General features: G+C 73.4%; 5 protein-coding genes and 1 pseudogene. 2 read left to right on the plus strand and 4 right to left on the minus strand.

Features of this window, described 5'->3' with window-relative positions:
* Nucleotides 1-30: 30 nt before the first annotated feature.
* The 3 genes and pseudogenes from ACZ4WQ_RS15295 to ACZ4WQ_RS15305 form a co-directional block, all read right to left on the minus strand.
* The gene (locus tag ACZ4WQ_RS15295) at nt 31-11196 is read right to left on the minus strand and encodes a type I polyketide synthase (protein ID WP_468022237.1); all 11166 of its coding nucleotides are present in this window, start codon (nt 11194-11196) and stop codon (nt 31-33) included.
* A pseudogene (locus tag ACZ4WQ_RS15300) lies at nt 11170-11250 on the minus strand (polyketide synthase docking domain-containing protein); the annotation flags it as partial. The pseudogene ACZ4WQ_RS15300 and the gene ACZ4WQ_RS15295, both read right to left, overlap by 27 nt.
* A gap of 25 nt (nt 11251-11275) precedes the next feature.
* Nucleotides 11276-12427, minus strand: a complete 1152-nt coding sequence (locus ACZ4WQ_RS15305) for a cytochrome P450 (protein WP_398376805.1) — start codon at nt 12425-12427, stop codon at nt 11276-11278.
* 250 nt (nt 12428-12677) lie between these two features.
* Between ACZ4WQ_RS15305 and ACZ4WQ_RS15310 the strand changes: the two genes are divergently transcribed.
* Together ACZ4WQ_RS15310 and ACZ4WQ_RS15315 are read left to right on the plus strand one after the other, a co-directional pair.
* Entirely contained in the window at nt 12678-13682 is a 1005-nt protein-coding gene (locus tag ACZ4WQ_RS15310; protein ID WP_398376804.1) for a LacI family DNA-binding transcriptional regulator, read from the plus strand.
* An 8-nt stretch (nt 13683-13690) separates the two neighbouring features.
* On the plus strand, nt 13691-14641 hold the full coding sequence (locus ACZ4WQ_RS15315; protein ID WP_398376802.1) for an AraC family transcriptional regulator: 951 nt from the start codon (nt 13691-13693) through the stop codon (nt 14639-14641).
* Here the strand turns inward: ACZ4WQ_RS15315 and ACZ4WQ_RS15320 are convergent.
* Entirely contained in the window at nt 14601-15785 is a 1185-nt protein-coding gene (locus ACZ4WQ_RS15320) for a glycosyltransferase (protein ID WP_398376801.1), read from the minus strand. The genes ACZ4WQ_RS15315 and ACZ4WQ_RS15320 overlap by 41 nt on opposite strands.
* Nucleotides 15786-16144 lie beyond the last annotated feature (359 nt).

Here is a 16144-nt window from a genome sequence, read left to right on the forward strand (position 1 = left end):
CTGTTCCTGGTTCGCCATGGCGGTCCTCTTTCAGGCCCTTCCCAGGTGGGAGTCGATGAATTGCAGGACTTCGTCGGCCGAGGCGTCCTGGAGCCGCTCCGCGACGCCGTTGCTCTCCGCCGCGGGTTTCTGGCGGCACCGTGTCAGCAGCGCCTCGAGCCGGGCTGTCACGGTGTCCCGTTCCGTGTCGTCCGCGAGCAGGTCGACGTGTTCCTCCAGCCGGTCCAGTTCCTGAACAAGGGCCTCCGCCCCGCTCAGCCCCTCGGAGACGAGCTGTTCGCGCAGGTGCTCGGCGAGCAGCGCCGGGGTGGGGATGTCGAAGACGAGAGTGGAGGGCAGCTTGGTGTCGGTGGCCTGGCTGAGCCGGTTGCGCAGCTCGACGGCGGTCAGCGAATCGAAGCCGATCTCCTTGAAGGGCCGCGCCGGGTCGACGGCGAGGACGTCGCCGAGCCCGAGCACCGCCGCCACGTTGCGGCGCACCAGTTCCAGCAGGGTGCGGCCCTGCTCGGCGGCGGACATGCCCGCCAGGCGCTCCGCCATCGGCTGGGCGTCCCCGGCCGCGTACTGCGCCGCCGCGGTGGCGCGCCGGACGGGTGCCGCCCGCACCAGGCCGCTGAGGACGCGGGGCAGGACCTGGGCGCCGGCGAGGTCCCGCAGTACCTCCGGGTCGAGGCGGGCGGGCATCAGCAGGCTCTCGGGCCGGCGCCCGGCCGCGTCGAACAGGGCGAGACCCTGGTCGGAGGAGAGCGCGCGCACACCGGAGCGCTCCATGCGGGCGATGTCGCGCTCGCCCAGGGTGCCGGTGATGCCGCTGCTCTGCTCCCAGTGGCCCCAGGCCAGCGACTGACCGGGCAGCCCGGCGGCCCGGCGGTCCTGGGCGAGGGCGTCGAGGAAGGCGTTCGACGCCGCGTAGTTGCCCTGGCCCGCGGCGCCCCCCGGGCCGCCCGTCGAGGAGAACATCACGAACGCCGCGAGATCGTCTTCACGGATCAGCTGGTGCAGGTTGACCGCCGCGTCCACCTTGGGCCGCAGCACGGTGTGCAGTTGCTCGGGCGTGAGGGAGGGGACGGTGCCGTCGTCCACCACACCGGCGGCGTGGATCACGCCGGTCAGCGGGTGCTCGGCGGGGATGTCCGCGAGCAGCGCCGCCAGCGCGTCGCGGTCGGCGGCATCGCAGGCGGCGATGGTCACCTCCGCCCCCAGAGCGGACAGTTCCTCGCGCAGCGCGTCCGCGCCGGGCGCCTCGGCACCCCGCCGGCCGGTCACCAGGAGGTGGCGAACGCCGTGGGTGGTGACCAGGTGGCGGGCGAGCATGCCGCCGATCGTGCCGGTGCCGCCGACGATCAGCACGGTGCCCTCGGGGTCGAGGGGCGCCGGGAGTGTGAGCACGGCCTTGCCGGTGTGCCGGGCCCGGCTCAGATACCGGAACGCGTCGGGGGCGAGGCGCAGATCCCAGGTCCGTAGGGGCAGATGACGCAGCACGCCCCGCTCCATGAGGCCCACGACCTCGGTGAGGAGCGCGCGGACCCGTCGCGGATCGGCCCCCGTGAACACCCGGTAGCCGATGCCCGGGTGGGCGGCGCCTGGTTCGTGGAGCTGTGCGGCATCGCGGACCTCGGTCCGGCCCGGCTCCACGAACCGGCCGCCGTCGCGCAGCAGGCGCAGCGAGGCGTCCCTGAACTCCTGGGCGAGGGAGTTCAGCACCACGTCCACGCCCCGGCCGCCGGTGGCGGCGCGCACCCGGTCCTCGAAGTCGAGGGTCCGGGAGGAGGCCAGGTGGTCGTCGTCCAGGCCGAGGGCGCGCAGGGCGTCCCACTCGCTCTCATCGGCGGTGGCATAGACCTCGGCGCCGAGATGCCGGGCCAGTTGCACGGCGGCCATGCCGACGCCACCGGCGGCCCCGTGGACGAGCACCACGTCGCCCTCACGGACCTCGGCGGGCTCGGCGAGGCAGCAGTAGGCGGTGAGGAACGCCAGGGGCACGGCGGCGGCCCGGGCGTAGGACCAGCCGGCGGGGACGGGTACGAGGCTCCCCTGGTCGGCGACGGCCAGCGGGCCGAACGCACGAGGGAAGACGCCCATCACACGGTCGCCGGGGGCGAGTCCGATGACACCGGGCCCCGTCTCGACGACGACCCCGGCCCCCTCACCGCCCATGGGCTGCTGGTCGGGAAGCGGGTCCGGGCCCGCGACGACGTCGTGGGGGTTGAGGCCCGCGGCCCGCACAGCGATGCGGACCTGGCCCTCCCCCAGCGGCCCGGCCGCCTCGGGGTGCGGCACCAGGGCCAACTGGTCCGGAGCGACGGGAGTGCCGGGAGTGCCGGGACAGGCTGTGTCGAGGCGCCAGCCGGGCACGTCCGGCGGGGTGAGGGCGGTGTCCTTGCCGATACGGGCCAGGCGCGGGACGACCAGACGGCCGCGGCGCACCGCCACCTGGGGCTCGCCCGCCCCGAGCGCCACGGCGAGGGCGCGGGGCAGCAGGCCGGCCGCGTCCTGGTCGCCGTCCTCCAGGTCCACCAGCACGAGCCGGTCGTAGCTCTCGATCTGCGCCGAGCGCACCAGGCCCCACAGCGGTGCGTGCACCAGGTCGGCGACGCGCTCGTCGCCGCTGGTCGACTGGGCGCCGTGGGTCACCAGCGCCAGCCGGGAGTCGCCGAACCGCTCGTCCCCGAGCCAGCGTTGGACGACGCCGAGCAGCCGTTCGGTCTCGTCGTGGACCGCGTCGGCGAGTCCGGGGTCGGCTTCGGTTCCGCCACCGGCGAGCGGGGCGCAGTCCAGTACCACCAGGTCGGCCAGGGGTGTCCCGTCGTCGACGGACCGCGCCAGCTCCGCGAGGTCCCGGGTGGTGCGGACGGTGTGTCCTGCGCGTTCCAGTGCGTCCTCGATGCCGAGGCCGCCGGCACCCACCACGTCCCACGTACGGCCGGCGAACACCCCGGGCTCGGGCTCGTACTCGGTGGAGACCCACTCGACGCGGTACAGCGAGTCGAGCTCGGCACCGCCGCGGCGCAACTGCCGGATGGAGACCGGGCGGGAGACCACCGCCTCGGCGGACGCGACCGGGCGGCCCGAGGGGTCCGCAACGCTCAGGGCCACCCCGTCGCCGCCTGGAACCATCCGGACCCGCAGCGCGGCGGCGCCGGTGGCGTACAGCGACACTCCGGTCCAGGTGAACGGCAGCAGCAGCTGCCCGTCGAGCGCACCGCCCTTCCCGATGCCGCCGGCCTGGAGCGCTGCGTCCAGCAGGGCGGGGTGCAGACCGAACCGCCCCGCGTCGCCGCGCAGTTCCTCGGCGAGCGCGGCCTCGGCGAACACCTCGTCACCGCGGCGCCAGGCCGCCTTCAGGCCGCGGAACGCCGGGCCGTAGCCGTAGCCCGCCTCGGCCAGGCCCGCGTAGAGACCGTCCAGCGGCACCGGCTCGGCACCGGTCGGCGGCCACTGGGCGAAGTCGAAGTCGTCCGGCCGGGCGCCTGTGGTGAGGGTGCCGCTCGCGTGCCGGGTCCAGGGCCGGTCGGCGGCGTCGTCGCCCTCGGCGCGCGCGTGGACGGTGAAGGCTCGACCGCCGTCCTGGCCTGGCGCGGAGACGACGAGCTGGAGCTGGAGCGCCCCCTCTTCGGGGAGGATCAGGGGGGTTTCCAGGACCAGTTCCTCGACGCGGTCGCAGCCTGCCTCGTCCCCCGCGCGCACGGCGAGGTCGACGAACGCCGTGCCGGGCAGGAACACCGAACCGGCCACGGCGTGGTCGGCCACCCAGGGGTGTCCGGCGGTGGAGATCCGGCCCGTCAGCACGATCTCCTCGCTCTCGGCGACCCGCACGGCGGCGCCGAGCAGCGGGTGGTCGGCGGAGGTCAGGCCGAGGCTGTGGGGATCGCCCTGGCCGCCGATGGTGGCGGGGTCGATCCAGTAGTGCTGGTGTCGGAAGGGGTAGGTGGGCAGGTCGAGGACGGGTGGCGCGGCTGCGGTCACGCCGTACCAGGTCTTCCAGTCCACGGGCAGCCCGGCGGCGAAGGCCTGGGCCAGGGCCCGGGCCAGCTGCGCCGGGCCACCCTGGTCACGCTGGAGAGTGGGCACCGTGGCCACGGGAAGGTCCAGCGTCTGGGCGGTCTCCTGGATGCCCACGCTCAGCACCGGATGCGGACCGGCCTCCACCAGCACCCGGTATCCGTCGGCCAGCACCGCCTCCACCGCGGTGCCGAACCGGACCTGACGGCGCAGGTTCTCCACCCAGTACGCCGCGTCCAGCACCGTGCTCTCCACCCGGCCACCGGTCACCGTCGAATAGAACGCCACCCCGGTGCCGGCGGGCTTGACGTCTCCCAGCGACGCCACCAGCTCCTCGGCGATCTCGTCGACCTGCGGGCCGTGCGAGGCGTAGTCCACATCGACCAGCCGCGCCCGCCCACCGGCCGACTCCACCGCCGCCACCACCTCGGCCACCGCCCCGGGCGGACCCGAGATCACCGTGGACCCGGGCCCGTTCACCGCCGCCACGACCACACCCTCACGCCCGCCGATCGCCTCCTCGGCCTCCTCCGCGCCCACCGCGAGCGAGGCCATCGCACCCCGGCCCGACAACACCCGCAACGCCTGCGAGCGCACAGCGACAACCCGCGCCCCGTCCTCCAGCGACAGCGCCCCGGCCACCACGGCCGCCGCGATCTCGCCCTGCGAATGCCCCACCACCGCCGCGGGCGCCACGCCATGGGAGCGCCACACCTCCGCCAGCGAGACCATCACCGCCCACAACGCGGGCTGCACCACGTCCACCCGGTCGATGTCCGCCGTCTCGTCGACGCCCCGCAGCACCGCCGTGAGCGACCAGTCCACGAAGGGCGACAGCGCGGCCTCGCACTCGGCGATCCGCGCCGCGAACACCGGCGAGGCGTCGAGCAGTTGCACGCCCATCCCCCGCCACTGACCGCCCTGGCCCGGGAACACCAGCACCGGACCGGCGCCCCCGGCCACCGGCTCGGCGGTCACCACACCGCCGGACGGCTCGCCCTCGGCCAGCGCCGTCAACCCGGCCAGCAGCTCCTTCCGGTCCTGGCCGACGACCACCGCGCGGTGTTCCAGCGTGGCTCGGCCGGCCACCAGCGACCAGCCGACCTCCGCCTCATCGGCGGCGGTCCGCTCGGCGAACTCCGCCAGCCGCGCGGCCTGGGCCCGCAGCCCCGCCGCCGACCGTCCCGAGACCACCCACGGCACCACACCACCGACCGGCACCGCGCCGGACTCGGTCGGAACCTCCGGCTCCTTGGGAGCCTCTTCCACGATCACGTGCGCGTTCGTCCCGGAGATACCGAACGCCGACACGCCCGCCTGCCGGGGGCGCTCCACCTCCGGCCAGGCCGTCGCCTCCCTGAGCAGTTCGACCGCCCCGCCGCCCCAGTCCACATGCGGTGTCGCCTCGTCCACGTGCAGCGTCTTGGGCACCACCCCGTGCCGCATCGCCATGACCATCTTGATGATGCCCGCCACTCCGGCAGCCGCCTGGGTGTGACCGATGTTGGACTTGACCGACCCCAGCAGCAACGGCCGCTCGGCCGCCCGCCCCTGACCGTAGGTGGCCAGCAACGCCTGCGCCTCGATCGGATCGCCAAGCGTGGTGCCCGTCCCATGCGCCTCGACGACATCCACGTCCGCCGTCGACAACCCCGCGTTCGCGAGCGCCTGCCGGATCACCCGCTGCTGCGACGGGCCGTTCGGCGCCGTCAGGCCGTTACTCGCACCGTCCTGGTTGATCGCCGAACCCCGCACCACCCCCCACACCTTGTGGCCGTTCCGCCGCGCGTCCGACAGCCGCTCCAGCAGCAACAGCCCGACACCCTCGCCCCACCCCGTACCATCCGCCGCCGCCGCGAACGACTTGCACCGCCCGTCCGCCGCCAACCCCCGCTGCCGCGAAAACTCCACAAACGCACCCGGCGTCGCCATCACCGTCACACCGCCCGCCAACGCCAGCGAACACTCACCGCCGCGCAACCCCTGCACCGCCGAGTGCAGCGCCACCAACGACGACGAACACCCCGTGTCCACCGTCACCGCCGGCCCCTCGAGCCCCAGCACATAGGACACCCGCCCCGACAGCACACAGCCGAGGTTGCCCGTGCCGGTGTAGCCCTCCATGTCCATGCTGGAGATCCCGATGATCGACAGATAGTCGAAGAGGGTCGCGCCGACATAGACACCAGTGTCGCTGCCGCGCAGCGAGCCGTGGTCGATCCCGGCGCGCTCGAACGTCTCCCAGGCGGTCTCCAGCAACAGCCGCTGCTGAGGGTCCATCCCCACCGCCTCACGCGGCGAGATCCCGAAGAACTCCGCGTCGAAACCCCCCGCGTCGTGGAGGAATCCCCCCTCGCGCACATAGCTGGTGCCGGGGCGGTCCGGGTCCAGGTCGTACAGCGTGTCGAGACGCCAGCCTCGGTCGGCCGGGAAGGGCGACATCGCGTCCCGGCCCGTGGCCACGAGGTCCCAGAGCTGTTCGGGGCTGCTCACCCCGCCCGGGAACCGGCAGGCCATACCGACGATCGCGATCGGCTCGTCCGATTCCCCGACCGGCGTGACCGTGCCGGTCACGGCCGTCTGGAGGCCGGAGATTTCCGCGAGGACGTAACGGGCCAGGTCGTCCGCGGTGGGGTAGTCGAAGATCAGTGTGGTGGGCAGCGGCATCCCGGCGCTGGCGCTGAGCCGGTTGCGCAGCTCGACAGCGGTCAGCGAGTCAAAGCCCATCTCGAAGAACGGCTTGGTCGCGGAGATCGCGTCCGGGCCCGAGTGGCCCAGCACCCCGGCCGCCAGGGCGCGGATGTGCTGCGTGAGCATCTGGTGCCGCTGCTCCGCGACGGCCGCGGCCAGTTGCTTGCGCAGCGGGCTGTCCTCGGACGGCGTCTCCTTCTCCAGCAGTTCGACGGCCTGGGGAATCTCGGCGAGCAGCCTGCTGACGCGCTGCCCGGCGAACGCCGCGGCGAAGCGCCGCCAGTCGAAGTCGGCCACCGTCAACGCCGTCTCGCCGCGGCCCAGGGCATCGCCCAGTACCCGCAGCGCCAACTCGGGAGCCATGGCGGTCAGCCCCCGCTCGCGGAAGAAGGCCGCCACCGCGTCGCCGGCGGTCATGCCGACCTCGCCCCACGGGCCCCATGCCACCGACAGACCCGGCAGGCCCTCGGCGCGGCGGCGTTCGGCCAGCGCGTCCAGGTACGCGTTGGCCGCCGCGTACGCACCCTGCTGCCCGCTGCCCCAACTGGCCGCGCCGGAGGAGAACAGCACAAAGGCCGACACGTCCATGTCGCGCGTCAGCTCATCGAGCCATCGCGCACCCCCCGCCTTCGCCGCCGCCACCTGCGCCACCCGGTCCGGGTCCAGGTCGCTGACCGGGGTGTAGTCGCCGACCCCCGCGGCGTGGAAGACCCCACGGAGCGGATGCTCTTCCGGCGCCCGCGCCAGCAGCGCGGCCACCTCGTCGCGGTCCGCGACATCGCAGGCCACCACGTCCACCGAGGCGCCCAGCGCCTCCAGCTCCGCCGTCAGCGCCTCGGTCCCCGGCGCGGCGGAGCCCCGGCGGCCTGCCAGGATCACATGGCGCGCGCCCCGCTCCACGACCCACCGGGCGACCCGGCCGCCCACCCCGCCCGTCCCGCCGGTCACCACAACGGAGCCGTCGATGCGCCACTCCGCACCCGGCGCACCCGCCGACGCCGCACGCAGGCGACGCCCCAGCACGCCCTCCGCACGCAGCGCGACCTGGTCCTCCGCGCCCTCGGCCACCACCGCGGCCAGCCGGCCCGCCGTGCCCTCCTCCGCCACCGCCGGAAGATCGATCAGGCCGCCCCACCGCTTCGGATACTCCAGCGCCACCACGCGGCCCAGACCCCACACCTGGGCCTGCACCGGGCTTACGGCGCCGTCCCCGGCGGCGGACACACCGCCGCGCGTCACACACCACAGGCGCCCGCCGAAGTCCACCTCGTCCAGCGCCTGCACCAGGGCGAGCGTCCCGGCCAGTCCCATCGGCAGATGCGGGTGCTCCGGGTGTACGGCCTCGTCGAGGCTCAAGGCGCTGATCACACCGGCGATCTCGGGCCGGCCCTCCAGTTGCCGCAGCCGCTCGGCGAGGGGGCCGCGCGCCTGGTCCCCCGGGGCCAGCGGGAGGAGCACGCACTCCGCCCCATGGCCTTCGAGCGCCTGGGTGACCGTCTCGACCGCGGCGTCCCCGGCCCACTTCTCGGGGACGACCAGCAACCATGTGCCGCTCAGCCGGGGAGCCGCGTCCAGGCCGGTGACGGCGGACCAGGCGGTCCGGTAGTGCCATGCGTCGATCCGGGCCTGATCCCGGGTACGCCGACGCCACTCCGCCAGCACCGGCAGCGCGGGAGCCAGCACGTGTCGCGCGGCGTCCTCCCCCACGCGCAGCGATGCCTCGAGCCCGGCGAGATCGCCGCTCTCAACGGCGCTCCAGAAGCGCTCGTCCTCTGCGGAGCCCTTTCCCTCGGCCCCCGCCCAGGTACCCGGCTTCAGCCAGTAGTGCTGGTGTTGGAAGCGGTAGGTGGGCAGGTCGAGGACGGGTGGCGCGGCTGCGGTCACGCCGTACCAGGTCTTCCAGTCCACGGGCAGCCCGGCTGCGAAGGCCTGGGCCAGGGCCCGGGCCAGCTGCGCCGGGCCGCCCTGGTCACGCTGGAGGGTGGGCACCGTGGCCACCGCGATATCGCATGCCTGGGCGGTCTCCTGGATGCCCACGCTCAGTACCGGATGCGGGCCGGCCTCCACCAGCACCCGGTACCCCTCGCCCAGGACCGCCTCCACCGCGGTGCCGAACCGGACCTGACGGCGCAGGTTCTCCACCCAGTACGCCGCGTCCAGCGCCGTGGTCTCCACCCGGCCACCGGTCACCGTCGAGTAGAACGCCGTGGCCGTTTCCACCGGAGTAATCTCCCCCAGCAGCGCCACGAGATCCTCGGCGATCTCGTCGACCTGCGGGCCGTGCGAGGCGTAATCGACATCGATGAGCCGCGCCCGCCCACCGGCCGACTCCACCGCCGCCACCACCTCGGCCACCGGCTGGGGCGGACCCGAGATCACGGTCGACCCCGGCCCGTTCACCGCCGCCACGACCACACCCTCACGCCCGCCGATCGCCTCCTCGGCCTCCCCCGCACCCACCGCGAGCGAAGCCATCGCGCCCCGCCCCGACAACACCCGCAACGCCTGCGAACGCACCGCCACGACACGCGCCCCGGCCTCCAGCGACAGCGCCCCGGCCACCACGGCCGCCGCGATCTCGCCCTGCGAATGCCCCACCACCGCCGCAGGCACCACACCATGGGAGCGCCACACCTCAGCCAACGAGACCATCACCGCCCACAACGCCGGCTGCACCACATCCACCCGCGACGCGTCCACCCCGCCCTCGCCCCGCAGCACCGCCGTCAGCGACCAGTCCACAAACGGCGACAGCGCCGCCTCGCACTCCGCGATCCGCGCCGCGAACACCGGGGAGAAGTCCAGCAACTCCACCCCCATCCCCCGCCACTGACCGCCCTGGCCCGGGAACACCAGCACCGGCCCGGCACCCCCGGCCACCGGCTCCGCGGTCACCACACCACCGAACGGCGCCCCCACGGCCAGCGCCCTCAGACCGGCCAGCAACTCCTCCCGGTCGTCGCTGACGACCACCGCCCGGTGGTCGAGCATCGCCCGGCCCGCCGCCAGCGACCAGCCCACCTCGGGCGGGTCGGCGAAGGTCTGCTCGGCGAACTCCGCCAACCGCTCCGCCTGGGCCCGCAGCGCCGCCGCCGACCGCCCCGAGACCACCCACGGCACCACGCCACCGGGGACCGTCGGCTCGGTGGTCGCCACGTCCGCCGCCGGTGCTGTGGCCTCTTCCAGAATCACATGGGCGTTGGTGCCGGAGATGCCGAACGACGAGACAGCCGCCCGCCGGGGGCGCTCCGCGTCCGGCCAGGCCGTCGCCTCCCTGAGCAGTTCGACCGCTCCGCCGCTCCAGTCCACATGCGGCGTCGGCTCGTCCACGTGCAGGGTCTTGGGCAACAGCCCGTGCCGCATCGCCATGACCATCTTGATGATGCCCGCCACTCCGGCGGCCGCCTGGGTGTGACCGATGTTGGACTTGACCGACCCCAGCAGCAACGGCCGCTCGGCCGCCCGCCCCTGACCGTAGGTGGCCAGCAACGCCTGCGCCTCGATCGGATCGCCAAGCGTGGTGCCCGTCCCATGCGCCTCGACCGCGTCCACATCGGCGGGCGACAGCCGCGCGTTCGCGAGCGCCTGCCGGATCACCCGCTGCTGCGACGGACCGTTCGGCGCCGTCAGCCCATTGCTGGCACCGTCCTGGTTGATCGCCGAGCCCCGCACCACCCCCCACACCTTGTGGCCGTTGCGCCGCGCGTCCGACAGCCGCTCCAGCAGCAACAGCCCGACACCCTCGCCCCACCCCGTACCATCCGCCGCCGCCGCGAACGACTTGCACCGCCCGTCCGCCGCCAACCCCCGCTGCCGCGAAAACTCCACAAACGCACCCGGCGTCGCCATCACCGTCACGCCACCCGCCAGCGCCAGCGAGCACTCGCCACCGCGCAGCGCCTGCACGGCGGAATGCAGCGCCACCAATGACGACGAACACCCCGTGTCCACCGTCACCGCCGGCCCCTCGAGCCCCAACTCATAGGACACCCGCCCGGACAGGACACAGGCGAGGTTTCCGGTGGCGGCGTATCCCTCCACGTCATTGGCGGCCATGGCGGTGAGCACCATGTAGTCCTGTGAGGTCACCCCGGCGTAGACGCCCGTGCTGCTGCCCGCGAGGCCGTGCGGGTCGATGCCGGCGTGTTCGAAGGTCTCCCAGGCGACCTCCAGCAACACGCGCTGCTGGGGGTCCATCACCACCGCTTCACGCGGCGATATCCCGAAGAATTCGGCGTCAAAGCCTCCGGCGCCGCGCAGAAAGGTGCCCTGGCGCGCATAACTCGTCCCCGGCCGGTCCGGGTCGGGATCGAACAGGTTCTCCAGATCCCAGCCGCGGTCCTCCGGGAAATCGACCAGCCCTTCGCCTCCGGCCGCCACCAGATTCCACAAGTCGTCCGGGTTCTCAACCCCGCCGGGAAACCGGCAGGCCATTCCGACGATCGCGATCGGCTCGGGTTCGGCGGACTCCGCTTCGCGCAGACGCTGCCGAGTGTCACGCAGTTCTGCCGTCACCCACTTGAGGTGGTCGAGAAGCTTCGCCTCGTCCTTCGCCATCGCTGGCGCCTCCTCTCTTTTAGCGTCAGAACGTGCAGTTCAGACCTTTGAAGCCCTCGACGAAGCTGGAATCCAGGCGGATGGGCTCGCCCTCCGAGCGGATGTCCGGGAGTGAGGCCAGGAGTTCTCGGTACATGGCGATGATCTCGATCCGGGCGAGATGGGCGCCGAGACAGAAGTGCGGCCCCACCGCGCCGAATGACAGATGCGGATTGGGGTCCCGGGTGATGTCGAAGCGGTACGGATCCTCGAAGACGTGTCCGTCGTGGTTCGCGGACCAGTAGAGGAGGAAAACCTGGTCGCCCTTGCGGAACCGATGGCCGTTCATCTCGATGTCGCCGGTGGCGGTCCGGCGCATCCAGTTGATGGGGGTACCCACCCGGAGGATCTCCTCGACGGCGCCCTTCGCATGGCGTTCGAAGTCCGACAGCAGAAGTTGCCGCTGGTCCGGGTGGGCGGTGAGCAGCACCAGGGCCTGGGCGATGGAGTTGCGGGTGGTCTCCATGCCGGCGTTGACGAGGAGGATGAAGAAGGAGACCAGTTCCTGGCGGGTGAGTTGTTCTCCGTCGTCCTGTACCTGGACCAGCTTGGTGATGACATCGTTGCTGGGGCGGGCGAGCCGGTCCTCGCGGAGCCGTCCGATGTAGTCCCCGAGGTCCCGCAGGGCGCCCAGCACGGCGGCCGCCGCGTCCTCGGGGCTGGCCGCGACCTCGGGGTCGAGCCCGCCCATGATGATGTTCGTCCGCTCGAAGAGGAATTCGTAGTCCTCACTGGGAATGCCCATCATGGTGCTGAGCACGGCGATGGGCATCTCCGCCGCCGGGCGGACGAAGTCGCCGGGCCCGCGCTCGATGAGCTCGTCCACGATCCGCCGGGCCACCTGACGGGCAATGGCATCGAACCTGGGCGCCATGTTGCGGCCGAACGACCGCGCCACGATGCGCCGTAACCTGGCGTGCTCCGGATTGTCCATGGTGATCATGGAGCCGTAGAACTCTTCCATCTCCGGCGTCAGCATCGTGGTGGCGCCCTCGGACGAAAAGTCCTGAGGGCGCCGGCTCACCTCGGCGATGTCCGCGTGTTTCGCCAGCGCGTAATAGCCGGATGCCATCGGCCCCCAGGGCAGCCGCGGCGACACCAATTCGGGGTGCGGCAGCCCACGCAGCCTCTCGAACACCGCCGCACGCTCATCGAGCGGCCGGGCCCAGAAGGACGGATCGAGGAAGTCGGGAGACGCGGCTGCGGTGGATGAAGTGGACGTGGCTTCCGAAGGAGACACGGTGCCTCGATTCAAGCGTGGACAGGTACGAAAACCGGTCCGCGCAAGTCTCACAAGGGCGTCTTAAGAGTTCCTAACACCGTGAAGCCGGTGGTGGCCTGGGGGGACGATGTTTGACGCGGGTGGAACGGGGTGTCAACCTCGGGGCGTGCAGGTGACGATTCGGGACGTCGCGAAGGCGTCGGGGGTGTCCCCGTCCACCGTGTCGCGGGCCCTGACGCCCGGCGGGACGGTGAGCCCCGTGACGCGCGAGCGGGTCCGGGCCGCCGCCGACCGGCTCGGCTATCAGCCCAACCAGGCCGCGCGCGGGCTGATCACCGGGCGCACGGGCCACCTGGGCGTGATCGTCCCGGATCTGCTGAACCCCTTCTTCGCGGACATCTGCAAGGGGGTGCAGGCGCGGGCCCGGGGGCTCGGCCACACGGTGTTCTTGAGCGACGCCGAGCGGGACGAGGGCCTGGAGCTGGACGCGATCCGCACCCTGGCCCCGCAGGTGGACGGGATCGTGCTGTGTTCCCCGCATCTGAGCGGCGAGGAGTTGGGGTCGCTGGGCGAGCTCACCGACAAGCCGATCGTGCTGCTGCACCGAAAGGAGCCGGGGTTCGGATGCGTCACGGCCGACCTGGTGGAGGGGATCACCGACGCGCTGACCCATCTGCACGCGCTGGGCCACCGCAGGATCGCCTATGTCGGAGGGCCGCGCAGCTCGTGGGCCGCGCGGGAGCGGGCGGCCGGGGTGGCGGCGGTGGCCGCGTCAGGGTTGGTGGAGATCGTGCAGGTGGGGAGTGTGGCGCCGCACTTCGACGGCGGGGTCACCGGGGCCGCCGATGTGGTGCTGGCCAGCGGGGCGAGCGCGGTGCTGGCGTTCGACGACATCGTCGCGTTCGGTCTGATGAGCAGGTTCGCGGTGCGGGGGGTGCGGGTGCCGGACGAGATGAGCGTGGTGGGCTGCGACGACATCGCCCTGGCCGGGATGGCGGCGCCGCCGCTGACCACGGTCTCGGTGCCCAAGGCGCACGGCGCGCGGGCCGCCGTCGATCTGCTGTTCCGCATGCTGGCCACCCCCGCCGCCGAGGGCGAGCAGCCCCCGCAGCGGGTGTTGCCGACGCATCTGGTGGTACGGGGCTCCACGGCCGCCCTCGAACGGCGGTAGCGGGCGCCATGGATCCACTGGCCGGCCTGCTGGACGGGCCGAGAGCCCGGGGGGCGTTTCTGCTCCGTATGGTCATGGAACCGCCCTGGTCCGTGCGGATCGAGGACCGGGCCCCGCTGTGTGTGATGACCGTGGCGCGCGGCGAGGCATGGGTGGTCCCGGAGGGTGGCGACCCGGAAAAAGGGGTGCGGCTGGTTCCGGGGGACGTCGCGATCGTGCGCGGCCCCGACCCGTACACGGTGGCCGATGATCCGGCCACCAGGCCGCAGGCCTGGATCCTGCCCGGCGAGGTGTGCCGCACCGCCGAGGGCGAGGATCTGGCCGAGCGGATGGCGCTGGGGGTGCGCACCTGGGGCAACAGCGAGCACGGCTCGGCGACGATGCTGGTCGGTACGTACCGGATGGACGGGGAGATCAGCCGGCGGCTGCTGGACGCGCTGCCGCCGCTGCTGGTGCTGCCGGGCGAGGAGTGCGGCTCACCGTTGCTGTCGTGGCTGGGCGAGGAGATCGTCAAGGACGAGGCGGGCCAGACGGCCGTGCTGGACCGGCTGCTCGACCTGGTGCTGATCTCCGTGCTGCGGGCGTGGTTCGCCCGGCCGGAGGCGCGGGCCCCGGCCTGGTATCGGGCGCTGGGCGACCCGGTGGTGGGCCGCGCCCTGCGGCTGCTCCAGAACCATCCGGCCCATCCGTGGACGGTGGCCCTGCTGGCCGAGCGGACCGGGGTCTCCCGGGCGGCGCTGGCCCGGCGCTTCACCGAGCTGGTCGGCGAGCCGCCCATGGCGTATCTGACCGGCTGGCGGCTGGCGCTGGCCGCCGACCTGCTGCGGGAGCCGGACGCGACCCTCGGGGCGGTGGCCCGGCGGGTCGGCTACGGCAGCCCGTACGCGCTCAGCTCGGCCTTCAAGCGGGTGCGCGGGGTCAGCCCGCAGGAGCACCGCTCCGCGGCCAGCGCAGGGTGACGGCGGGGCCGCGGGCGCAGCCGTCGGGCCCGCAGCTGACGGAGCGTTCGTACAGCAGCGCCAGCCGGCGGGCGGTGCGGACGATGTCATAGCGCTCGACGGCGGCGGGCACCGGGAACCGTACGGGGCCGGCGGCGGCGGATTCGCGCAGGGCGCCGGCCAGGGCGGCGGCGCCGGGGCCGATGCGGTGGGCGCCGGGGGCGGCGCCGGGCGGCAGTTCGTCGAGGGCGGGGCAGACGGTGTAGAGCACCGGCAGCCCGGCCGCGAGGGCCTCCACGGCGGCGATGCCGAACGCCTCCTCCGCGGACGGCGCGACGAAGACGTCCATGGCGGCCAGCAGCCCGGGGATGTCGGCGGGCCGGTCCCCCGTCCCGGCCACCGCCCCGTCGCGCTCGCCGAGCAGCCGGACCCGGTCGGCCACCCCGAGCCAGGCGGCCAGGTCGTGCAGCGCGGTGCGCTCGGGACCGTCGCCGACCAGCAGCAGCCGGGCCTCGGGCACCTCGGCGACGGCCCGCAGCGCCACGTCGAAGCGCTTGGCCGCCACCAGCCGGCCCACCCCGCCGACGACGAAGGCATGTGCGGGGATGCCGAGGCGGGCGCGGGCGGCGGCGCGGGCGGCCGGGGTGTAGTGGAAGTGGCGGGCGTCCAGGCCGTTGGGCACCAGGTGGATGCGGTGGTTGGCGACGCCCCAGGCGCGGAGCCGGTCGGCGACGGCGGCCGAGACGGCGACGGTCGCCGAGCCCAGGCGCTCGGCGGCGAGGTAGCGGGCGCGGGTGCCGACGGTGTGCGGGCGGCCGTCGATGTGGCGGTCGCCCAGGCTGTGTTCGGTGGCGATCACGGCGCCGACGCCCGCCAGCCGGGCGGCGATCCGGCCGTATACGCAGGCCCGGTGGAGATGGGTGTGGACCAGGTCGTAGCCGCCGCCGCGGATGAACCGCGCCAGCCGGGCCGGGGCCATCGGGTCGCGGCCGCGCAGGGGCAGGTGGGTGACGGGCACCCCGTCCGCCCGGATGCCGTGGCCGGCGGCCCCGGGGGCGGACAGGGTGAGGACGTCACAGCGGGCGGGCAGGTGGCGCAGCAGCAGCCGCAGTTGCTGCTCGGCGCCACCAGCGCCGAGGCGCGAGATGATGTGCAGCACTCTCATCGGGCGACCGGGCCCCATCTTTCCTATCGCGCCCGCCCCATGGCGCGGGCTTCCTCACACATGCCGAACCCGGCAGCCGAAACGCGCGGCCGAAACGCAGCCCGGATCGCGCGGTCGAAACATGCACGCCGAATCGCATCCGACCATGACAGACGTCGGGATGTAAATCACGTAAGACGCGCGGCTATAGGCCGTCGGAGTGGCGGTCCGCCCAATACGACGGGCAGCGCCGGGAAGCGACGGGGAGCACCGGGGCGCGCCAAGGCGCGCCGAAAATCCGATTTGCACAGTCATTCCCCATGGGATTGTTACCTTCTCATCTCGCGCGATGACCTGACGAATGTAAGCCGTCCGGGTCA

This window comes from Streptomyces sp. NPDC028305 (assembly GCF_055569495.1).

What these genes read in the sequence shown, in the direction of transcription:
- ACZ4WQ_RS15320 (WP_398376801.1), bottom strand. Translation starts at nt 15,785, where the DNA reads ATGAGAGTGCTGCACATCATCTCGCGCCTCGGCGCTGGTGGCGCCGAG.
- ACZ4WQ_RS15315 (WP_398376802.1), top strand. Translation starts at nt 13,691, where the DNA reads ATGGATCCACTGGCCGGCCTGCTGGACGGGCCGAGAGCCCGGGGGGCG.